This is a genomic window from Knoellia sinensis KCTC 19936 (genome assembly GCF_000768705.1).
GTDB lineage: Bacteria > Actinomycetota > Actinomycetes > Actinomycetales > Dermatophilaceae > Knoellia > Knoellia sinensis.
On the sequence record NZ_AVPJ01000002.1, the window covers coordinates 239672 to 261150 of the forward strand.

22 protein-coding genes are annotated in these 21479 nt (G+C 69.5%); 13 read left to right on the plus strand and 9 right to left on the minus strand.

Translation table 11 applies throughout. From position 1 onward, the window contains the following. The 4 genes from purM to arfC all read left to right on the plus strand — a co-directional run bounded on the left by purM (position 1) and on the right by arfC (position 4417). A complete protein-coding gene (purM, locus tag N802_RS03940; RefSeq protein ID WP_035912472.1) occupies positions 1-1131 on the plus strand; it encodes a phosphoribosylformylglycinamidine cyclo-ligase in 1131 nt (376 codons plus the stop codon). A 214-nt stretch (positions 1132-1345) separates the two neighbouring features. Next, positions 1346-2452, plus strand: coding sequence for a channel-forming protein ArfA/OmpATb (arfA, locus tag N802_RS03945; protein WP_035912476.1), 1107 nt, complete (start codon positions 1346-1348; stop codon positions 2450-2452). Between the two features lie 10 nt (positions 2453-2462). After that, the gene (arfB, locus tag N802_RS20435) at positions 2463-2618 is read left to right on the plus strand and encodes a channel accessory protein ArfB (protein WP_035912479.1); all 156 of its coding nucleotides are present in this window, start codon (positions 2463-2465) and stop codon (positions 2616-2618) included. Next, positions 2615-4417, plus strand: a complete 1803-nt coding sequence (arfC, locus tag N802_RS20150) for a channel accessory protein ArfC, sunset domain variant (protein WP_052109405.1) — start codon at positions 2615-2617, stop codon at positions 4415-4417. Before arfB ends, arfC begins: the two co-directional genes overlap by 4 nt. Before the next feature lie 90 nt (positions 4418-4507). Here arfC and N802_RS03970 read toward each other — a convergent pair whose 3' ends face one another. The 3 genes from N802_RS03970 to N802_RS03980 all read right to left on the minus strand — a co-directional run bounded on the left by N802_RS03970 (position 4508) and on the right by N802_RS03980 (position 6830). Beyond that, on the minus strand, positions 4508-5062 hold the full coding sequence (locus N802_RS03970; RefSeq protein WP_035912483.1) for a cysteine hydrolase family protein: 555 nt from the start codon (positions 5060-5062) through the stop codon (positions 4508-4510). Continuing rightward, the gene (locus N802_RS03975) at positions 5059-6552 is read right to left on the minus strand and encodes a purine-cytosine permease family protein (protein ID WP_245613820.1); all 1494 of its coding nucleotides are present in this window, start codon (positions 6550-6552) and stop codon (positions 5059-5061) included. The genes N802_RS03970 and N802_RS03975 overlap by 4 nt, the downstream gene beginning before the upstream one ends. A gap of 74 nt (positions 6553-6626) precedes the next feature. After that, complete coding sequence (locus tag N802_RS03980; protein WP_035912491.1) at positions 6627-6830, minus strand: DUF3073 domain-containing protein; 204 nt, start codon at positions 6828-6830, stop codon at positions 6627-6629. Positions 6831-7087: 257 nt separating this feature from the next. On the opposite strand from N802_RS03980, the gene N802_RS03985 reads away from it, so the two are divergent. Together N802_RS03985 and N802_RS19295 are read left to right on the plus strand one after the other, a co-directional pair. Next, positions 7088-7579: an RNA polymerase sigma factor gene (locus tag N802_RS03985; RefSeq protein ID WP_035912494.1), complete on the plus strand. Its 492-nt coding sequence runs from the start codon at positions 7088-7090 to the stop codon at positions 7577-7579. Next, entirely contained in the window at positions 7572-8495 is a 924-nt protein-coding gene (locus N802_RS19295) for an APA family fibronectin-binding glycoprotein (protein ID WP_052109406.1), read from the plus strand. The genes N802_RS03985 and N802_RS19295 overlap by 8 nt, the downstream gene beginning before the upstream one ends. An 83-nt stretch (positions 8496-8578) precedes the next feature. Here the strand turns inward: N802_RS19295 and N802_RS03995 are convergent, their stop codons facing one another. After that, a complete protein-coding gene (locus N802_RS03995) occupies positions 8579-9751 on the minus strand; it encodes a Glu/Leu/Phe/Val family dehydrogenase (protein WP_084071856.1) in 1173 nt (390 codons plus the stop codon). A 132-nt stretch (positions 9752-9883) separates the two neighbouring features. Between N802_RS03995 and fgd the strand changes: the two genes are divergently transcribed. The 7 genes from fgd to N802_RS04030 all read left to right on the plus strand — a co-directional run bounded on the left by fgd (position 9884) and on the right by N802_RS04030 (position 15358). Next, positions 9884-10957: a glucose-6-phosphate dehydrogenase (coenzyme-F420) gene (fgd, locus tag N802_RS04000; protein WP_156971277.1), complete on the plus strand. Its 1074-nt coding sequence runs from the start codon at positions 9884-9886 to the stop codon at positions 10955-10957. Continuing rightward, positions 10957-11478 (plus strand): DoxX family protein, encoded by a 522-nt coding sequence (locus N802_RS04005; protein ID WP_035912495.1) that lies wholly within the window; start codon positions 10957-10959, stop codon positions 11476-11478. The genes fgd and N802_RS04005 overlap by 1 nt, the downstream gene beginning before the upstream one ends. After that, positions 11475-12245, plus strand: coding sequence for an enoyl-CoA hydratase/isomerase family protein (locus N802_RS04010; protein ID WP_035912497.1), 771 nt, complete (start codon positions 11475-11477; stop codon positions 12243-12245). The genes N802_RS04005 and N802_RS04010 overlap by 4 nt, the downstream gene beginning before the upstream one ends. Positions 12246-12254: 9 nt before the next feature. Further along, positions 12255-13232 carry a glucosyl-3-phosphoglycerate synthase gene (locus N802_RS04015; RefSeq protein ID WP_035912500.1) on the plus strand — a complete coding sequence of 326 codons (978 nt, stop codon included), beginning with the start codon at positions 12255-12257 and terminating at the stop codon, positions 13230-13232. Then, entirely contained in the window at positions 13229-14101 is an 873-nt protein-coding gene (gene folP, locus N802_RS04020) for a dihydropteroate synthase (RefSeq protein WP_035912505.1), read from the plus strand. Before N802_RS04015 ends, folP begins: the two co-directional genes overlap by 4 nt. Beyond that, the gene (locus tag N802_RS19300) at positions 14098-14988 is read left to right on the plus strand and encodes a class III extradiol ring-cleavage dioxygenase family protein (RefSeq protein ID WP_052109407.1); all 891 of its coding nucleotides are present in this window, start codon (positions 14098-14100) and stop codon (positions 14986-14988) included. The genes folP and N802_RS19300 overlap by 4 nt, the downstream gene beginning before the upstream one ends. Before the next feature lie 88 nt (positions 14989-15076). Continuing rightward, a complete protein-coding gene (locus tag N802_RS04030) occupies positions 15077-15358 on the plus strand; it encodes a DUF4287 domain-containing protein (protein WP_035912509.1) in 282 nt (93 codons plus the stop codon). A gap of 146 nt (positions 15359-15504) precedes the next feature. Here the strand turns inward: N802_RS04030 and N802_RS04035 are convergent, their stop codons facing one another. From N802_RS04035 to N802_RS04055, 5 genes are all read right to left on the minus strand, one after another. Continuing rightward, positions 15505-16149 (minus strand): response regulator, encoded by a 645-nt coding sequence (locus N802_RS04035; RefSeq protein ID WP_035912512.1) that lies wholly within the window; start codon positions 16147-16149, stop codon positions 15505-15507. Continuing rightward, positions 16142-18097 (minus strand): sensor histidine kinase, encoded by a 1956-nt coding sequence (locus tag N802_RS04040; protein ID WP_035912941.1) that lies wholly within the window; start codon positions 18095-18097, stop codon positions 16142-16144. The genes N802_RS04035 and N802_RS04040 overlap by 8 nt, the downstream gene beginning before the upstream one ends. 47 nt (positions 18098-18144) lie before the next feature. After that, positions 18145-18933 carry a hypothetical protein gene (locus tag N802_RS04045; RefSeq protein ID WP_211254336.1) on the minus strand — a complete coding sequence of 263 codons (789 nt, stop codon included), beginning with the start codon at positions 18931-18933 and terminating at the stop codon, positions 18145-18147. 121 nt (positions 18934-19054) lie between these two features. Further along, entirely contained in the window at positions 19055-20800 is a 1746-nt protein-coding gene (locus N802_RS19305; RefSeq protein WP_052109408.1) for a cell wall-binding repeat-containing protein, read from the minus strand. 86 nt (positions 20801-20886) lie between these two features. Beyond that, complete coding sequence (locus tag N802_RS04055; RefSeq protein ID WP_052109435.1) at positions 20887-21360, minus strand: MarR family winged helix-turn-helix transcriptional regulator; 474 nt, start codon at positions 21358-21360, stop codon at positions 20887-20889. Positions 21361-21479: the final 119 nt, after the last annotated feature.

Genomic DNA, 21479 nt, shown 5'->3' on the forward strand with positions numbered 1-21479 from the left:
GTGAGCGAGCAAGGCAGCCAAGGCGCACCCATCACCTATGCCGGAGCCGGCGTCGACGTCGAGGCCGGTGACAAGGCCGTCGAGTTGATGAAGGCCGACGTCCGGCGCGCGACCCGCCCTGAGGTCCTCGGCGGACTCGGCGGGTTCGCGGGCATGTTCGACGCCAGCGCGATCGCCCGCATGGATCGCCCGGTCCTGGCGACCTCGACGGACGGTGTGGGGACCAAGGTCGCCATCGCTCAAGCCCTCGACATCCACGACACCATCGGCTTCGACCTCGTCGGCATGGTCGTCGACGACATCATCGTGTGTGGCGCCGAGCCGCTCTTCATGACCGACTACATCGCGACCGGCAAGGTCGTTCCCGAGCGCATCGCCGCCATCGTCGGCGGCATCGCCCGCGCATGCGAGCAGGCCGGCGTGGCTCTTGTCGGTGGTGAGACCGCAGAGCACCCTGGGCTGCTCGAGCCGGACGAGTACGACGTCGCGGGTGCCGCGACGGGGGTCGTGGAGTATGCCGCGGTGTTGGGTCCGCAGCGCGTCCGCCCCGGTGACGTGGTCCTGGGTCTGGCGTCGTCGGGTCTGCACTCGAACGGCTACTCGCTCGTGCGCAAGGTGGTTGCGCACGCCGGGTGGGAGCTCGACCGCCACGTCGACGACTTCGGGCGCACGCTGGGTGAGGAGTTGCTCGAACCGACGCGCGTCTACTCCGCTGACCTCCTCTCACTGATCCGGACCGATGGGCTCGACGTCCACGCGCTGTCCCACGTCACCGGTGGCGGACTCGCGGCCAACCTGGCCCGTGTGCTGCCCAGTGATGTCTTCGCGCGGGTGGACCGCTCGACGTGGACGCCGCCGGCGGTGTTCTCCACGGTCCAGTCCTTGGGCCGAGTGCCCCAGGCCGACATCGAGCGCACCCTCAACCAGGGTGTCGGGTTCGTCGCGATGCTGCCCGCCGACCAGGCCGACCTCGCCGTGCGCACCCTCGCCGAGCGCGGCATCGACGCGTGGCCGATGGGTGAGATCAGCGCCCTCGAGGATGCCCAGATCGAAGACGGCATCGAGGTCGTCCGAGGCGCCAAGGGCGTCGACGGCGGATCGGTGCAGGTCGTGGGCGACCACCCCGCCTGAGAGTCGATTCACCAGTTCGCTTGCGCGGCAACGGTGTCCGCGATGTCGAGCGCCTCAGAACTCGCACCCGCGCACTCAGCGACGCCACGGCATACACCATTTTGCAGTCAGCCGCATGGCGAAATTCGGGCACCTCTGAACCACACGCGGGACCTCTACGCCGAGTAACTTCCGAAGTGTTCGGGCCGCCGGGCCCGGTGAAGCGAGAGGCGTCATGGACACACCAGAGAACCCCCGAGTCACCAATTCCGACTACGAATCGAGCCGTCGCGCCATGGGTGCCGACGGTTCTTTTGACTCTCAAACGACGACCTCGTCGACGACCGAATGGGACACGGTCACGCGCAGATACAAGCGCGGGCTGGGTGGGCCGTGGTGGCTCGCACTCATCGGCGTCCCTGCCATCCTCGCGGCCGTGGGCCTAGGGCTGAACGGTGACGACACCGACGCCGAGGCGACTCCGACTGCCGCGACAAGCCCCACCTCCGCCGACGCGTCGGCAACTCCTTCGGACACGGCGTCCGCCAACGCCTCGGCGTCGCCGTTCTCGTTGGAGCGCGTCGGCAACGAGCTCACGGTCAGGGGAGTCGTGCCCGACGACGCCGCCAAGACGGCACTCCTCGACGAACTCCGGGCCAAAGTGCCCGGCGTGAACATCGTCGACGAGCTCACGGTGACGGCTGGTGCCGCGGCCGCCCCGACAGCCGCATTGGGGGCTCTCGCCGATGCTGCCGGAGCCGGCGGTGACTTCTCCTTCGACTTCGACGGTTCCGCACTCGCGCTCAAGGGTGTCGCCGCCTCGGAGGATGCCAAGGCGGCAGCAGAGACAGCCGCCAAGGCGGCCTTCCCCGATGCCACCATCGACAACCAGCTCACCGTCGGTGCCGGCGGAGCAGCAACGCCGAGCGCCAGTGCGAGCCCGTCTGCGAGCCCTTCGGCCGACGCCGCCGGGGCCGCGTGCGGCACCCTTGCCGCCGACATCAAGACGATCACCGACGCGTCGAAGATCAACTTCGCCAACAACGGCACGACCCTCGCGCCCGCGTCGGAGACCACGGTCAAGTCCATCGCCGAGAAGTGGCAGGGCTGCACGACGGCGAAGCTCAACGTCACCGGCTACACCAGCAGCCAAGGGTCCACCGCCACCAACCAGCGTCTCAGCACGGAGCGTGCGGCGGCGGTCAAGAAGGCACTCGAGGCGAACGGCGTGACTGCCGCCAACGTGACCTCGAGCGGCAAGGGCGAGGCCAACCCCATCGCGTCCAACAACACGACGGCGGGTCAGAACGCCAACCGCCGCGTCGAGATCACGGTCGGCTGAGGAGGCCAACATGACTGAGTTCCTGATCCAGTGGTTCTGGTACCTCATCGCCTTCGCGGTAGGTGCCCTCGTCGCCTGGCTCGGTGCCCGGAGCATCGAGCCGACCAGTGAGGATGAGGCCTTCGCGGATGTCCCGCAGGCTCGCGTGATCGGAGGCAACCGATGAGTGATGTCAACTGGTGGCTGATGCTGCTGTCCTTCATTCTCGGCGCCCTCATCACGTGGTTCTGGATGGTTCGCCGCGCCACTCGCGAGGTGCCTCGCACCGTCGTGGACCGTGACCGGGACTTCTCGGTGTCCACGGGTGCCAAGGTGGCTGGCGGAGCCGGTCTCGCCGCTGCCGGTGCAGCCGGTGCGTCGGCTCTGCGTGATCGTGATGTCGACCTCGACGTGGACCGTCCGGCCACGGAGGTCTACGACCGGACCGTGGACACCAAGTGGGACGCCCCGGACGTCGACGCGCCTGCCGCGGCCGCACCTGTGGTCGACACGACCTGGGACGCCCCGGACGTGGACGTTCCGGACGTGGACGCACCGACGGTTCAGCGGTCGAGTCTCGACCTGCCGGACGTGGATGCTCCGGACGTGGATGCGCCCTCGGTGGACGCGTCCTTCGATCGGCCATCCTTCGAGCGCCCGGACCTCGATGCTCCTGAACTGGACGTGCCTGACGTCGAGGCGCCGACGGTCGCGCGGTCGAGTCTCGACCTGCCCGATGTCGATGTTCCCGATGTCGATGTCCCCGAGGTGGAGGTGCCTGACGTCAACGCTCCCAGCGTGGGCGGGGCCGTCGGTGGTGCGGCCGCGGCCGGTGCAGCAGGACTGGGTGCTGCCACGTGGGGTGCCCGCTCCGACGACGTCGACGACATCAGCGCCGAACCGTCCACGGAGCCGGTGCGGTTCGCCGACAGGTCGGAGCGCGACGCGGACACCGACGTCGACCTCTCGAGCGAGGCCGAGGTCATCGAGGCCGAGGCGGACCTCGAGACTCCGGCGGCGCCCACGGGTGAGGCGGACTGGTCGACGTCCACCGGTGCTGACGCCGACATCGACGAACTGCCGGTCGACGAGCCGGAAGTCATGGTCGAGGACGAGCCGGTCGTGGAGCCCGAAGCCATCGTCCGCGACGAGCCCTCAGAGTCGATTCCCCCTGTCGAGACGGACGTCGAATCGGCGGATGCGGATCTCGTCCCCGACGCCCCCACCTCCAGTGGGGCCGCAGTCGGGGCTGCAGGAGCGGCTGGACTCGCCGGCGCGGGTGCGTTCGCCGCGGGACGCTTCGGCAAGGGCTCCGCGGACGCCGGTCCTGACGGCTCCGGCCCATCGGGCTGGACGATCAAGGGCAATGAGGACTCGATGCTCTTCCACACGCAGGAGAGCCCCTACTACGGCCGGACCAGGGCTGAGGTGTGGTTCGAGGATGAAGGGACCGCCCGCAAGGCCGGGTTCGTCCGCTGGGACGAGAAGGACCGTGCCGGCCGTGCTGGCGGCGCGGCGAAGCTCGTAGCCATCCCGGAGGGAAAGTTCGGCAAGGGTTCGGCTGACCCCTCCGAGGACGGCTCCGGACCCGAAGGCTGGACGATCAAGGGCAACGAGGACTCGAACCTCTTCCACACGCAGGAGAGCCCGTACTACGGCCGCACCAAGGCCGAGATCTGGTTCGACAGCGAGGAGTCCGCTCGTGGCGCAGGCTTCGTGCGCTGGGACGAGAGGGACCGTTCGGGTGCCGGGGCTCCCGCCACCCTCGTCAGCATCCCCGAGGGACGGTTCGGCAAGGGATCAGCAGATCCTGCCGAGGACGGTTCCGGACCGGACGGGTGGGCGATCAAGGGCAACGAGAACTCGATGCTCTTCCACACCGAGGACAGCCCGGCATACAGGAAGACCAAGGCGGAGGTGTGGTTCCAGGACGAGGAGACGGCCCGCAAGGCCGGCTTCACGAAGTGGAACGAGCGCAGCCGCTGAAACCCCGACTTTGTGCCCCGTTGGGACACGGATCGCGAGGCCTGCGGCCGAGCGCCGGTGTCCCAACGGGGCACAAAGTCGGAACCTGGGTCAGAGGACGGTGACCTGCGGGGCGAACATCTCCATGGCTCCGAGGGCCTGCTCGTGCTTGTCCGGGACGGACCCGGCACACGCCTGTGCGACGACCCGCACCGTCGCTCCCGCGTCACCGGCGGGGATCGCGGTCGCGATGACGCAGCAGTCGGTCGCCACGCCGGCGAGGGCGATGCGTGGTTGGTCGCCGACGACCGCACGGAGCCCAGGACCCCACTTCCCGAACGTCGGCTCGGTGACCACGTGGTCGGCGAGCGGGGCGATCTCGGGCACCACGGCATACAGGGGATCGGAGGCGGGGACGAGCGCGAACTGCCAGTCGTCGTAGTAGTCCGCCCACGAACCTCCCAGCCCCGGGTCGGCGACGAACCGGGTCACGACGACACGACCCTTGTATGCCGCCGCGAGACTCACGATGCGCGGCACCGTCTCTGCCCACATGGGTGAGCCCCACGCGCTCGCCTCCGGGTCGGCGAAGATCGCCTGGGGGTCGATGATCACGAGCCACTCGTCGTCGAGCGGCTCCACGGAGGCGACGTCCGCCCAGCTCATGTGCCGGACTCCTGGCGCTGCACGGTGCCCCGCCGAGCGAGATAGGTGACCACGAAGGACAGGACCAACGAGAGGAGCACGCCAAGGTTGGCGTAGGCGAACGTGCCTTCCCAGAACGACCCGGCGGGGTCGTCGACGAAGGTGCCGAGGCCGAGGGGCTCGAGCAGATAGCCCTGCCAGTTGTTCCACGCGGCGTCGTCCGCAAAGGAGTTGACGACCAGTCCCCAGCCGAGCACAGAGGCCACGACCATCGTTCCGATCGACACCCAGTCGAAGGCTCCGTAGCGGCCGGTGGAGTCGAAGAGGGCGTCCTCGTCGTAGTCGCGCTTGCGCAGTGCGATGTCGGCGATCATGATCCCCGCCCACGAGGCAAGCGGCACACCGAGGGTGATGAGGAACGACTGGAACGGGTTGATGAAGTTCTCGGCGACGAACACGACGTAGAACGTGCCGAGCGTGAGGATGACGCCGTCGATCAGGGCGGCCATCGGGCGGGGGATGCGCACTCCCAGCGACAGCAGCGTCAGACCGGACGAGTAGATGCCGAGGACGGCGCCCGAGACGAGCGACAGGATCGCCGCGAGAAGGAACGGCACGAGGACCCAGGTGGGCAGGAGCGTGGCCAACGTGCCGATGGGGTCGGCACCGATGCCCTCGAGGACTGCGGGGTCGGAGCCGGCGAGGGCGAGGCCGAAGCAGACGAGCAGGGTCGGGGCCAGCGCCCCGCCGAACGTGTTCCAGCCGACGATCGCCGCGCCGCTGGCGTCCCGGCGCTGGTAGCGGGACCAGTCGGCGGCGATGTTGATCCAGCCGAGCCCGAACCCGGTCATGACCATGACGAGCGCGCCGATCGTGGCGCCGATGCCGCCGGAGGGGATCGAGGAGATCGCCGACCAGTCGATGTGGTTGAAGGTCATGACGACATAGAGGATCGTGATGGCGCCGGTGATCCAGGTGAGGACCGACTGCATCCGCATGATGATGTGATAGCCCGCCACGGCTGCGGTGACGATCATCGTGGCGACGACGATGGCGGCCACGATCTTGGTGCCGGTGCCTCCGCCCCAGCCGAGCCGCTCGAAGATCGTAGCCGTGGCGAGGACGGCCAGGATCGCGAGGAACGTCTCCCAGCCGATCGAGACCAGCCAGGAGATGACGCCCGGGACCTTCTGCCCCTTGACGCCGAAGGCGGCGCGCGACAGCACCATTGTCGGGGCAGATCCTCGCTTGCCGGCGATCGCGATGATCCCGCACAGCGCGAAGGAGATGACGACGCCGATGATCGTCACGGCGACGGCCTGCCAGAAGGAGATGCCGAAGCCGAGGACGAACGCGGCATAGGAGATGCCGAAGACGGACACGTTGGCGGCGAACCAGGGCCAGAACAGGTCGCGAGGTGCCGCAGTGCGGTCCGCCTCGTCGATGATCTCGATCCCGGTGGTCTCGACGCCGAGTCGCTTCGCAGCGTCGGCTGTGCGCACGTCAGTCATGCTCGTGAGCATGTCAGATCACGGGCGGCATACGGTGCATGCCGCACGAGGAACGTGAGTGTGGCGATCAGGCGTCAACGACGCCCGGAGGCCCACTTGTCATAGTCGTCATCCTCGTCGGCGCCGTACTCAGAACCAGAAGTGGTCCGAGTCTGCGTCGTCGGGGTTGAACTTCCGTGGAGTTCTCGCTCAAGCGCGCTCAAGTCGGTGTCGGGGCTGAAGTACTTCAGCTCGCGTGCCACCTTGGTCTGCTTGGCTTTTGCCCGGCCGCGCCCCATGGCGTGACCCCCTCGTGCGTCTGCCGGGACGGCACACCGGTAGGGACGGCCCCGAAGGGTCATCCCAAGTCAGCCTGCGGTCCCGGGAATTGTGTGTATGTCGTGGGGTCAACGCTACATCAGGCCGAGGTGTTTCCGCTCCACCGGTCGGTGGATCGGGTGCTCCCTCACACAAACTTCACGAAACGATGCAACCGTGGCTGCCGTGTGGGCGTAGACCGTGCGACAACCACGACACGACGGAGGGGAGCAGGCCCATGGGCCCGGACGAGTTCGACCGGCTCTATCACGCGGCGGCACCGAGGCTGATCAGTCAGGTGTACGCGATGTGTGGCAACCGGTCAGAGGCCGAGGATGTGGTCCAGGAGGCCTTCGAGCGGGCCTGGCAGCACCGCGACCGCATCGACGCCGAACGCGCCCCGGAGGCGTGGGTGCGCACGACAGCGATGCGTCTCGCGGTCAGCCGCTGGCGCAAGAGCCGCAACGCCCTCACGGCGTGGACCCGGCGCGGCGTCCGTGAGGAGCATGAGCACGCGGAGCCGTTCGATCCAGCCCTCGTGGCCGCGCTCAACGCCCTGCCCGAGGCCCAGCGCGAGGCCGTCGTCCTCCACCACCTCGCCGACCTTTCGGTCGCACAGATCGCCCAGGAACTGGGCGTGCCGGACGGGACCGTCAAGGCCCGCCTCTCTCGCGGCCGCACCGCACTCGCCACCTTGCTTGCTCCCATCTCGGAGGGTTCCCATGTCTGACCACTTCAACCGGCCCCAGGGCGGAGACGACCCACTGGCCGATCGGCTCCGCGCCTTCGGGTCCGAGACGGCCCACTCGGCCCAGTTGCCCCCCGTCGACGAGATCCACAGGGGCGGTGACCGTCGCCGGCGCAACCAGCGCATCGTCGTCGGTGCGGCCACTCTCGCCGTCGCGGCCGTCATCGGCGGCACCGTCGTCGCCAGCCAGATGGTGGGGCGTGGTGACGAGACGCTGCTGCCGGCGACCCAGACGCCCACTCCGACCCAGTCCGCCACTCCTACCCAGACGGCCTCGGAACCGGTGCCCACACTCACCGTGACGTCGACGCCCACGCAGGAGGCCACCGCGAGCACCGCGGCGTCGGTGCCGACGGCCACCGTCACACAGGACTCCCCGACCTATCCGGGCACCAGAACCGACGTCGTCGCCGGAAGCTCGTCCTTCGTCCTCCCAGAGGGCTGGACGGCCACGGCTCGCGACTCCGACCTCGGTCACATCGACCGCCCCGACGCGAAGGTGCACAGCCTCTGCCTTCGCGACGGGACGCCCCGCCCGACCGACATCGCCTGCGACATCTCGATCGAGGTGGGTGAGACCCTGCTCGGAGCTGAGGGACAACGCGTGTGGGAGCCCGGCCAGGTCGACGGCTGGAGCGACAACAGTGGCGCGACGGTGTGCCCCGGCAAGGACGACGGCGAGGACTACATGGTGGGTGGGGTGAAGCCCACGAAGTCGTTCGCCGACGTCGGTGCGAAGACCGCGGAGAAGTACACCTACGCGATGCCCTGCCAGTCCGGACTGACGTTCACGGTGACGCAGCACTGGTTGCCGACGTCCCACATCAGGATCACCGACTACCTCGCGAACGACCGGACCGAGGACATCCTCGGCTCCTTCCGATTCACCGGTTCCTGATCCGACTCAAGACGACGTATGCCGTCCGCTCACCTCGCGAGGTGAGCGGACGGCATACGGACGCTTGGGCCTGAAAGGCTCGGTCAGCGGGTGGGGAGCCAGATCGTGGGTGATCCGGCGGCCATGCGCTGCTCGGCGATGTGGTCGGCCGCGGCGGCAGGGCTCGTGCCGTGCTCGTCGGCGGTCCGCAGCACCTCGAGGGTGTGCTCGAAGATCGCGGTCGCGCCGACCTTGGCGCGGTCGAAGTCGAAGCCGAGGAGCTCGTCGCTCACCTGGATGACGCCGCCGGCGTTGACGAGGAAGTCGGGGCAGTAGGTGATGCCGCGCGCCACGAGGCGGTCGGCGGTGCCGCCCTCACCCTCGGTCACGAGCTGGTTGTTGGCCCCGCCGCAGACGATCGTCGCCTTGAGGGCGTCGACGGTGTCGTCGTCGAGGGCGCCACCGAGGGCGCAGGGGGCGTAGACGTCGAGCTCGCTGCGGACGAGGGCCGCCACGTCGCTGACCGACTCGATGCCGGGGTGGGTGGCCTTGAGGGCGTCGACGGCGGCTGCGTTGACGTCGGTGACGACGACCTGGGCGCCGTCCTCGACGAGGTGGCCGGCGAGGATGCGTCCGACCTTGCCGACGCCGGCGATGCCGACGCGGCGACCCTTGAGGGTGGGCTCGCCCCACAGGTGCTGGGCCGCGGCGCGCATGCCCTGGAAGACGCCGAACGCCGTGAGGACCGAGGAGTCACCGGCGCCGCCGTTCTCGGGGGAGCGGCCGGTCGCGAAGCGGGTCGTCTCGGAGACGACGTCCATGTCCTGCACGTAGGTGCCCACGTCGCACGCCGTGACGTAGCGACCGCCGAGGCTCTCGACGAACCGGCCGAACGCACGGAGCAGTTCGGGGGACTTGTCGGAGTTCGGGTCGCCGATGATCACGGCCTTGCCGCCACCGTGCGGGATGCCTGCGACGGCGTTCTTGTAGGACATGCCCCGCGAGAGGCGCAGGACGTCGGCGAGAGCCTCGTCCTCGGTCGCATAGGGGTAGAAGCGCGTGCCGCCGAGCGCCGGGCCGAGGGCGGTGTTGTGAATCGAGATGATGGCGCGCAGCCCGGACTTCGGGTCGGAGCAGAAGACGACCTGCTCGTGACCCGACGTGTCGGTCGGGGCGAGGGGCGCGGGGGTGGCGCTGGGGGCGCTGGACGCGGCGGGTGCCTCGGACGCGGGTGCGCTGGGCGCGGGGGCCGGGGCGGTGACGGGCGACGCGGTCACGGTGGTGACTCCTTTGTCATGACTTGAGCCGCGAGGATGACGCGGCGAATCTGGGATGCACGGGTCTCATGCACTTCTCAGGGTAGGCCGACAGGGCGCCCGGACCATATTTGCGTGCGAGAGGATGGCGGCATGCGTATCGGCTACAAGGCTTCGGCCGAGCAGTTCGCCCCCGCCGAGCTGGCGTCCTACGCCGTTCTCGCGGAGGAACTGGGACTGGACTCGGTGACGATCTCGGACCACTTCCAGCCCTGGCGGCTGGAGGGCGGGCACGCGCCGAACTCCATCGCGTGGCTGTCCTGGGTGGCGGCCCGGACCGAGCGCGTCCTGCTCGGGACGTCGGTCATGACGCCGACCTACCGCTACAACCCGGCCGTGATCGCGCAGACCTTCGCGACGATGGCGTGCCTCGCTCCGGGCCGGATCATGCTCGGGGTCGGGACCGGGGAGGCGCTCAACGAGGTGGCCGTGGGCTCGGTGCCCGAGAGCGGCTGGCCCGAGTTCAAGGAACGCTATGCGCGGCTGCGCGAGTCGGTGCGCCTCATGCGTGCACTCTGGACGCAGGAGTCGGTGACGTTCGACGGCGACTACTACCGCACCGAGGACGCCCGGATCTTCGACCGGCCCGACACTCCCGTTCCCGTCTACGTCGCCGCGGGCGGTCCGCTCGTGGCCCGGTATGCCGGCCGGTCCGGTGACGGCTTCATCTGCACCTCGGGCAAGGGGCGGGAGTTGTATGCCGACCAGTTGCTTCCCGCCGTGGCCGAAGGGCTCGAGAAGGCCGGTCGGGACAGCGGCGACATCGATCGGATGATCGAGATCAAGCTGTCCTGGGACCCCGATGCCGATCGCGCGCTCGACAACACCCGCTTCTGGGCGCCGCTGTCGCTCACCGCCGAGCAGAAGCACTCGATCCACAGCCCGGCCGAGATGGAGAGGGCCGCCGACGAGCTCCCCATCGAGCAGGTCGCCAAGCGGTGGATCGTGGCGTCCCGGCCCGAGGATGTGGTGTCGGCGGTGCGCGAGTACACCGATCTCGGGTTCGACCACCTCGTGTTCCACGGGCCCGGGGGAGACCAGGAGCGCTTCCTGCGGACCTTCACCGAGCAGGTGGTGCCGGGCCTGCGTGAACTCACCGTAGGGTCGCCGTCAACGACCCCCGCCAAGACCTCCGCCAAGACCGACGCCACGAAGGACCCTGCCTGATGGACCCGACCGCGATCAGCGCCACCGAACTCGACGTCGCCTCCCTCGTCATCCGCCTCGCCCTCGGGCCGATGCTCATCCTGCACGGCCTCAACAAGGTCAAGGGCGGGCTCGACGGCACCGCGGGCTGGTTCGAGTCCCTGGGCCTCAAGCCGGGCTGGCTGCACGCGCGCGTTGCCGCCGCCACGGAGATCGGGGCTGGCCTCATCGTGACGCTCGGGCTGCTCAACGGTCTGGGCGCCATGGCGTTCGTCGGGCTCATGGCCGTGGCCGCGCTCACCGACCACCGCGGCAAGGGCTACTTCATCTTCAAGGGCGGGTGGGAGTACGTCCTGCTCGTGGGCATCGTCGCCGTCGCACTGGCCGTCATGGGTCCGGGGCGTTGGTCCCTCGACAACGCGCTGGGTTGGGACTTCACCGGCCTCGGTTGGGGCGCCATCGCCCTCGTCGGAGGGCTGCTCGCTGCGGCTGGCATGCTCGTCACCTCGTACCGCCCCGCGAAGAACGAAGTCAGCGCATGAGCAGCGCCTCCACCGTCGTTGTCGCCCGCGACGGTGCCGTCGGCCGGATCACGCTCAACGCTCCCGAGCGTCTCAACGCCCTCGATGCCGACATGCTCAAGGCGATCGCCGCCGCCGTGACCGAACTCGACGCCGACCCCGCAGTGCGGATCATCGTGCTTGCCGGTGAGGGTCGGGCCTTCTCCGCAGGAGCTGACCTCTCGGACTACGAGAAGGTCGGAGACCTGGACGGACTCCTCGCCGAGCTCGGCCCGACCGTCCGCGCCATCGTCAACGCGGGCACCCCCGTCCTGTCACTCGTGCCCGCGGTTGCCGCAGGGGCAGGGCTGTCGCTGGCCCTCGCGGCCGACTACACACTCGTCGCCGACGAGGCCAAGATCCTGCTCGCCTTTGGCGGACTGGGCCTGATGCCCGACGGTGGCGCGACAGCACTCGTGGTTGCCTCAATCGGACGAGCGCGGGCCCTGCGGTTTGCCCTCACCGGTGAGCGGATCAGCGGTTCACAGGCTGCCGAGTGGGGTCTCGTCTCCGAATCCGTTGCGGCAGAGGATTTCTCGACCCGCGCTGACGCACTGACCGCCCAGCTTGCGGCCCTCGCGCCGGAAGGGGTTGCCCGCACGACCGCGGCGGTCACGGCGGCGATCGTCGACGTGGACCGTGCTCTTGGCCGCGAGGAGACCGAACAGCACGCGCTCATGCGCACCGACGACTTCGCCGAAGGGGTCGCCGCCTTCCGTGAGAAGCGCCCGCCGACGTTCGGGGCGTGACCGGAAGCAATGGGTGACGCGACGGTGGACGGGGGGCGGACGGCATACCGGGCGTCTGACTGGACGCAGGACGCGCTCCTCGAACGCAAGGGTGACCACACGATCTCCGTGGTGATCCCCGCCAAGGACGAAGAGGCCACCGTCGGTGAGGTCGTCACGCGGATCCTCGCCGACTTCGTCGCGGACGGGGGCGCGGGCCTCGTCGACGAGGTCGTCGTCATCGACTCCGACTCGACCGATGCGACCGCAGCAGTGGCACGCGATGCCGGGGCGAAGGTGTTCTCCGCCAAGGACATTCGGCCCGACCTGGGTGCGGCCTTCGGCAAGGGTGAAGCGTTGTGGAAGTCCCAGTTCGTGACGTCCGGCGACCTGGTCGCCTTCGTGGACGCCGACCTCATCGACTGGGGGACGCACTTCGTCACGGGCCTGCTCGCACCCCTCCTCGTCGATCAGGGCGTGCACCTCGTCAAGGCGGTCTATGACCGGCCGATGATCGATGCGGACGGCCGTGAGGAGGAGACCGGCGGGCGGGTCACCGAACTCGTGGCGCGCCCGTGGCTCGCGCTGCACCGGCCCGGGCTCGCGGGTGTGGTCCAGCCCCTCTCCGGCGAGTGGGCGATCCGCCGGGAGAGCTTCGCCTCGTATGCCGTGCCCGTCGGCTACGGCGTGGAGATCGCGGCGCTGCTCGACACCGCGGACCGGTTCGGCGTCGAGGCCGTCGCTCAGGTCGACTTGGGCCGACGCACCCACCGGCACCACCGGCATGACACGCTCGGTCTCATGGCTGTGCAGGTGCTTGCTGCTGCGGAACGCCGTCGCGATGGGGCGGAGTCCGGCGCTCGGGCTGGGATGCCCGAGCTGGACATGGTGCCGTTGCGGCAGTTCGTCCGTGGCGCTGAGGGATTCGAGCCGCGCGAGACCGCTGTGGCCGTGAGCGAACGGCCTCCGGCCGCATCAGTCCGTATGCCGTCCGTGGAGTCCCGATGAGCGCCCTCACCTTCCGACTGGGGTCCCGGGAGTTCGACGCGCGGTCGCGCCTCGTCATGGCGATCGTCAACCGGACGCCCGACTCGTTCTATGACAAGGGTGCGACGTGGCGTCAGGAGGCGGCGTTCGATCGGGTGCGCGAGGTCGTGGCGCAGGGGGCTGACATCGTCGACATCGGCGGGATCAAGGCTGCGCCGGGAGTGGAGATCGGGGCGGACGAGGAGAAGGGCCGCGTTGTCGACTTCGTGGCCGCCATGCGTGAGGAGCACCCGGACCTCTTGATCTCGGTCGACACGTGGCGGGCGTCGGTGGGGCGTGCCGTCCTCGAGGCGGGCGCGGACATCCTCAACGACGCGTGGGGTGGGGCCGATCCCGAGTTGGTCGAGGTGGCCGCTGAGTTCGACGCTGCCGTCGTATGCACCCACACGGGTGGGGTGACACCGAGGACTCGGCCGCACCGCATCGAGTACGACGACGTCATGGCTTCGATCGTGGAATCCCTTGTGGCGCAGGCTGATCGAGCAGTGTCGGTCGGGGTGCCGCGTGAGCGGGTTGTCATCGACCCAGCGCACGACTTCGGCAAGAACACGTGGCACTCGCTCGAGGCGACACGTCGGCTGGACGAGCTTGTGGCGTTGGGTTGGCCGGTGCTCGTGTCCCTGTCCAACAAGGACTTCGTGGGCGAGTCGCTGGACCTGCCCGTAGGGGAGCGGTTGACCGGAACCCTTGCTGCGACGGCGATCTCGGCGTGGCACGGGGCGCACATCTATCGGGTGCACGAGGTCGTCGAGACCCGACAGGTGCTCGACATGGTGTCGGTGATCGCGGGCGACCTGCCGCCCGCGCGGGTTGCTCGGGGGTTGGCATGAGCGGCGCGGTCGCACCCGTCTCGGACGTCGTCGTCGTGCCGGGGGCGCCGTTGCTGCTCCCGGAGTACCAGGGGCGTGCCGCCGCGGCACCCGGGCTGCTCGAGTCCTGCGTGGAGGCCGTGCGGGCCGCGGTCGAGCACGCGTCCCATGTGGTCGTCGTGCACGCGACCGATCGGGAGCCGCGCAGCACGCGGCCGGCGATCGGGCTCCGCGTCGCGGACCACTTGTTGGCTGCGACGCACTTGGGGTTCACGGTCGACCACGTGTCCGTGGCGTGGGACGCGTCGGTCGAGGAGTGCCTCGAGCTGGGCCGCGTGACAGTCGGGGCGGTTCGTGAGCCGACCCCAGCAGGGTCCCGCTCCGAAAGTGTCTTTGCTCCGCCTGGCGATGCAAAGACACCCCCATTCGCTGCAGGCGATGACGCAAGTTCGGTTGCTGCCCAACGAGACGCAAAGGGGAGTGTCTTTGCGTCCGCTGGGGGAGCAAAGACACCTCTTGGGGGGACCCCGCATCGGGGGCGTCCGGCGAGCACAAGTGAGCGTGCGGGCACGACACTTCTGGTCGTCGCCGACGGGTCGGCTCGCCGCACGGAGAAGGCACCCGGCCACCTCGACCCTCGCGCCGCAGGCGTGGACGACGCCATCGTCGACGCCCTTCGCTCCGCTCACATGGGTGGCCTGGACCGGCTGCTCGACCTGGACCCCGCGCTCTGCGCCGACCTTCTCGTCTCCGGACGTGCGCCCCTCCAAGTCCTGGCTTCCGCGGTGGGCGCCGGGCCCAGGACGGACGCGGAAGGCGCGCGGACGGCATACCGGCTGGAGCGGTTGGATGTGAGCGATCCGTTCGGGGTGCTCTACGTCGTCGCGCACCTCATGGCAGCCGTCTGAAAAGTTTCTGGGATCGCCTGTCGAAACGGCTGGAGGTCGTTCGGCACCCTCAGTGGAAGAACGAACACCGCAACCCAAGGGAGTCACCATGTCGTTCCAGGCCTACCTCGACGCCGCCGAGAAGAAGACGGGTCACACGCCACAGCAGCTCGTCGACCTCGCCCATGCCAAGGGCTTCGGTCCCGACACCAGGGCGGGCGACATCCTCGCCTGGCTGGCCGACGACCACGGTCTCGGGCGCGGGCACGGGATGGCGCTCGTCCACGTGATCAAGAACGGGCCGCAGATCCCCGACAAGCACGTCGGCACGACCGGCACCCACAGGGACCAGTCGAACCTGCTCCGACTCGACGGGATCGCCAACCGATAGCCACCTGCGGGCGGACTATCAGCCCAGACGGACCTGCGGCTCCCGTCGGCGTGTCGTGCCTGTCGGCGGTCGAGCTGATAGTCGGCCCGCAGGGCCGTCACCCGGCAGGGGTCCGGTGGACGGAGGTGGAGCAGGGTGCGGCGCCGTCAGTCGAGCCCCAGGCCTTCCTCACGGGCGCGCACGATGGCCGCTGAGCGGTCGCGCACCGCGAGCTTGGTCAGGACGTTGGACACGACGTTGCGCACCGTCTTGGGTGACAGGACGAGGCGCCGAGAAATCGTGACGTTGTCATGACCACGAGCGACCAGGTCGAGGACCTCGCGCTCGCGCTCGGTGAGATCCGGGAAGGGCACGCGGACGGCCGAGCGCCCCGAGGTCAGCGCCGTCACGGCACGCGCCGCGACGGCCGAGCCAAGGATGACCTCACCGTTCGCGACGGCTCTGACCGCACGCTCCACCTCGTCGGGCGTCGCGCCCTTGAGCAGGTAGCCCCGCGCTCCCACGCGCATGCACGCCGCCACAGCGTCGTCGTCCTCACGCATCGTCACGACGAGCACGCGAACGTCGGGGTCTCGCCGCACGAGCTCGCGGGTGGTCTCGATGCCCGAGTCGTCGCCGAGGTTGAGGTCCATGAGGATCACGTCGATCTCGTCGAGAGGGAGGACCAGGGCCTCGGCGGCGTCCGCGGCCTGACCTCGAACCGAGATCCCCTCGAGCGACCCGAGCAGCCCGGCCATGCCCATGCGGAAGACGGGGTGGTCATCGACGACGGCGACCCGAATGTCAGGCATTCGTCGCCACCTCTCGAAGGGGGAGCACAGCCTCGACGATGGTGCCCTCACCGGGCGCCGACCTGACGTCCAGGGTGCCGCCCTGCTCGTCGGCGCGCTCCCGCATCGAGCTCGTCCCCACGCCGGCCCTGGCATCCTCGGGAAGCCCCCGACCATTGTCGCTGACCGTCAGCACCAGCCCTGCCTCGGTGCATTGCGTCGTGACGTGACACGTCTGGGTGCCGCTGTGCCGCAACGCATTCGTGATCGCCTCCGAGATGATCGCGTATGCCGTGGCTCCCGTCTGGGGCTCGACTCCCTCATCGTGGCGCAGGTCCAGAACCACCTCGTTGCCATCCTCGCCGTGTCGAGCGGCCAGTTCCAAGAGAGCCGCAGACAGCCCCAGCTCGTCGAGTGCCGGAGGGAGAAGGTGGTGCGAGAGCGTTCGGACGTCCTGGACTCGCTGGTCGAGTTCGGCCTGGAGCGTTGCGAGCAGCTCAGTCGCGGCCTCCGGATCCGACGCCATGAGGTTGCGCGCCCCCTGCAGGCCGAGCCGCAGGCCGGCAAGGGAGGGCCCGAGTCCGTCGTGGATCTCCCGGCGGATGACCCGACGCTCCTCGAGTCGAGCGCGGGCCAGTCGGGTCCTGGCCTCGTCGACGTCGGAGGCGGCCCGCGACACGGCGGCTGCCGTGGCGAGGACTGTCGCGAGGTCCGACAGGGTCTGCTCGCCGCGGGCCCCGAGGGTCTCCCCACCCGGAAGGGTGACTTCGAGAACGCCAACGTGCTCGCCGCGGTGGGCCAACGGCATACGGACGGGTTCTCCACTGGGAACGCCCCACTGGACCGGATCGCGGTCAGGCAGCGCGACGGTCACGGACTCGAGACGCATCGTCGTCCCGATATCGGCCGCGAGCCCCTGGAGCAGGTCATCGGTGCTCTCGGCGAGGCGGAGCTGGCTGCCGAGTCGCCGGACCACGTGATCGGGAGACGCCGAGACGCCGTAGACGAGGCGGTGGACCCGACCTTCCAGCCAGAGACGGGCCGGCTGCACGGCGACCGCGACGGCGGCGGCTGCGACAAGTCCGGTCGCTCCGTCACCCGGGAGGACGCTGCGTGCGAGCACGGTGACGACGAGGTAGACCCCCACCAGGGACACGGTGAGGAGACCGGCGAGCACGGTGCGGCTCACGGCGAGCCGCAGGCCCCACATGCGACTCCGGAGAACGGCGACGAGGATTGCTGCCGGATAGACCGCCTGCGAGAGGAGGTGCAGGGCGGGTGTCGTCCATGCCGGGAGTGGGAGAGCGTCGGGCGGGAGGAGCAGGGGGACGAACGACAGCGCGAGCAGGGCGGCACCGAGGGCGAGCCAGCCGAGCCCGTTGCGTTCGTCGACCGGGCCACGACGGCGACGGTGCTCCACGGCTCCGGCCGTGATGAGCCCGAACACGACCGCGGCCGCGAGCAACACCAGGAACGGCAACATCTGGTCGGTCAGTTGGGCGACGAGGACTGCCAGCGTCAGGACGGCGCCGACGAGCACACCCCAGCGGGCACGCCCCAACGGGTGGTTGCGCACGAGCCACGGCACGACAAGGAAGAGGGCGAGGGTGCCCGGCACCCAAGCCGTGCTCTGGAGGATGCGGACGGCCTCGGTGGCCGGCAGACCGGGGCGGGTGGCGGCGAAAGCGGGGTAGCCGAAGCCCGTTGCGGCGATGCCGCCGCCGATCGCCGCGAGGGCGAGCAACCACCCGACCGGGTGCGGGCGGCGCGCGATGATGAGTGCTGCCACGGTCCCGTAGACGCACGCCACCGCCACGTCGACGACGAAGAACCAGAGGCTCTCGTCCCAGGGCGGCCGCGCCATCACGATGAACGTGACCGCGAGCACGGCGAGGCCCCAGGAGGCCACGGCGATCGCCATGGCCACCCGGGGTAGACCGGGCCCACTCGTTGCGCTCGGTGCGGTCATGGTCTCGGCACGATAGCGCCGGTCCACGGCCGTACGCTCCACTTTGCTCAGACCCGTGAGGGCGTGATCGCCGACTCGACGTCACCGGCACAGTCGTCGTCGCCGGCGCCACTGCTCGCGGGGCGGTCGCCGATGGTCAGAGCGAGGGCCGTGATGAGCAGCCAGACGGGTCCGGTCATGCCAGCCATGTACTGGAGCGGCGAGAGGCCGAGCAGGAGCGTCAGGCCGCCGAGGACGAGTCCGGCGAAGCCGACCCAGCGGGCCACGGCTGCGTGCCGGAGAGCAGCGATGGCGACGGCGACTCCGGCGACGCCTGCGCCCACCCACAGCCACGGGATCGTGCCGACCCAGTGGTTGAAGAACACTGCGCTCTCCGGCACGAGCCCGATGCCCGGGTCCGCTACGGCGAAGACGAACTCGGTCGTGAGTCCGGAGCCGAGCAACCCTGCGACGGAGACCAGCCCGAGGCCACCGGCGGCCACGTCGGGGAGCAGGCTGCGGCTCGGCAACTGGTCCGCGAGGCGACGACGCAGGCCTGCGGCGAAGACGAGCAGAAGCACGACCGAGAGCATCGTCGCGGTGTGGAAGACGAGGATCTGCGGCACGAGTTCACCGAGGCGGGTGACGATCCGGTCGGGGTCTCCGCCCGTGTCCGGGGCGTAGACGGCGTCAATCTGCATCGAGGCCGCGATGCCCACGATGGCGGCCAGTCCGGCGGCGACCCCACTCGCGGCCCAGGCTCGACCACCTGCCAGGCGTCGGACTCGGGCAGGTGTCGACGCAGCAGCGCCGGGCGGCACGGGGGCGGACGGGTGGGTGGTGAGCGTGGCGCTCATGGCAACTCCTGTGAACGGTCTGGAAGGAACGCATTCACCGTCGCGCTGACCGCGTCACCACCAACAGGGGCCGCTGTCCCGAGTGTCCGGGAAGGTCACTCGGGACAGCTCGCAACAGGCCTCAGTCCCTCATGTCGGTGATGGTCGTGAGGATGTAGCCGTTCGAGCGCAACGTCGAGACGATCTGGGGGAGCGCGTCGAGCGTGTGGAACCCGCCGAGGTGCGCGAGCACGATCGTGCCGTTCGGGGGCAGCGGGCTGGTGGTCCGGCTGACGATCTGGGCGGTGGTCGTCGACGTCGACCAGTCGATCGTGTCGCGGTTCCACATCAGCGTCTTCGTGTAGCCCACCGCGGCCGCGTTGTCTCGCACGAACGTGTTGTGGGATCCGTAGGGCGGGCGCCAGTAGGGACGTGGGTCCATCCCGCCGGACGCGGACCGAAGGATCGCCTCGGTCTGGGTGAGCTCGTTGCGGATGAAGGCACCCGTCATCGACACCTGGCACGGTGCCGCGCTCGGGGATCCACCTCCTCCGAGGACGAGGTCGCAATGGCGCATCGTGTGGTTTCCGAGTTCGAACAGCTCGGGTCGTTGTCCGATGTCGGCGAGGATCGCGCGTCCTTCGGTGGTCTGCGTCATGGCCCCCGTCGGGAAGAACGTCGTGCAGATCTGGTTCGCTGCGAGGTAGGCGACGATGTCGCGCGCCCCTTCGAGTCGTCCGCCCATGTCAAGGGTGAAGGAGACCTGCTTCGTGGCGGTCGGGACGGAGCTGATCACCTGCTGCCCGCCGGCGGCCGGCTTGCGGCCGCTCCAACACACACCCATGAGGCGTTGGGCTTCCTGGGCCGCGGAGACGCCGACGACGCTGGGACCACCGAGGAGGTATGCCGTCGTGGGGCTGACCCGGCCGAGCTCGGTGCTCGTGGCGGCCGTGAGCGAGCCTCCGCCGAGGAGGATCGGTCCGCGAGTCCGGCCTGCGGGGGAGACGGCGGCGAGCGCGTCGGGGAAGTTGAAGCCGGTGGCGATGAAGGCCGTGGGCCGGTTCGCGCCGAAGATGCGCTTCGACATGGCGATGGCCGTGTCGAAGCGGCTGGCCCCGGAGATTCGCTCGACGGGTGCGATGGCCCCGAGGGCAGCGGCGACATCGGCCGACACGGCGCCCGTGCCGCCCATGAGCATGATGCGGCTGGGGTTGAGGCGGTTCAGTTCGTCGGCAACGGTCGGGGGGAGGGACGTGGGTCGCGTCAGGAGCATCGGCGCCCCCTCCACGCCGGCGGCGGCTCCGCCGCTCAGGGCGTCCGGGAAGGTCGTGCCGGTGGCGACGTAGGCGACGTCCGCACCTGCGGGGAAGGCGTTCTGCGACACCTTGACTGCGGTGTCGTAGCGGTCCGTGCCGAAGGCGCGGGTGGCTCCACCGGAGCTCAGGGTTGCCAGGGAGGCGAGGACGGCGGCGGACACGACATCGGGCCCGCCGGTGACGACGATGGTGCCGGGGTTGAGGCGGTCAAGTTCGGTGCGGGTGCTGGCCGGGACGGAGTCCCTGTTGACGAAGAGCACCGGTCCGCCGCGCTTGGCGGCTGCCGGTCCAGCGGCGAGCGCATCGGGGAAGTTCGTCCCGATCGCGACATAGGCGACCGGCACCCCAGGGCCAAAGAACTGCTGGGAGGTGCGGGCCGCCGTCGCGAACCGGTCCCCGCCGGCGAGCCGGACGACCTTGAAGGAGAGGTCACCGTTGGGGTTGGCCGCACGGGCTTGGCCCGTCGAGGCCATGAGGGCCCCCGACGCGCCAAGCGCGGCCACTGCGGAAATCGTGAGCGCCTTGCGCCGGATCTCGCCGGTGCGTGGCTTCCATGTCATCGGATCGCTCATGATGTGCCTCCTCCATCGAATGGTCCTACGTGTGGAGGACGCGCAACAGGGGTTTTCCGGTTGACGTGTCGAATTTCGGGGTGGGCTCAGCAGGGGTTCTCGTCGTGGACGGCGGAGCCGATGCGGCGGCCGATGTCCCCGAGTTGGCGCACCTGCGCCTTCGTCAGGGGGTCGAAGACGAGGCGGCGGACCGTGCGCACGTGGCCGGGCGCGGCCTCGAGGAGGAAGGCCATGCCCTCGTCGGTGAGGGTGGCCAAGGTGGATCGGCCGTCGGTGGGGTCGGGGCGACGGACGAGCCAGCCACGCTTCTCGAGGCGCGCCGCGACCTGGGACAGGCGGGGGAGTTGCCCCTCGGTGAAGGTCGCGAGGGTGCTCATCCGCATGGTGTGGTCGGGGGCGTCGGAGAGACCGGCGAGGACCTGGTATTCGAAGTGGGTCACGCCGGAGTCCTGCTGGAGCTGGCGGTCCAAGGTGGCGGGCAGGCGAACCACGAGGCCGACAAGGGCCATCCACGCGGCCATCTCCTCGTCGCTCAGCCAAGGGGTCTCGTCGTCGGCCATGGTGCTCATCCTAGGTTCTGCGGCTCTCGTCGCGGATCGGGAATTAGTTGCGTCATGAACTACTTAAACCTATCGTTACTTCACGACGCAACAAAAATGGAGCGTCTCCCCTGAACCCG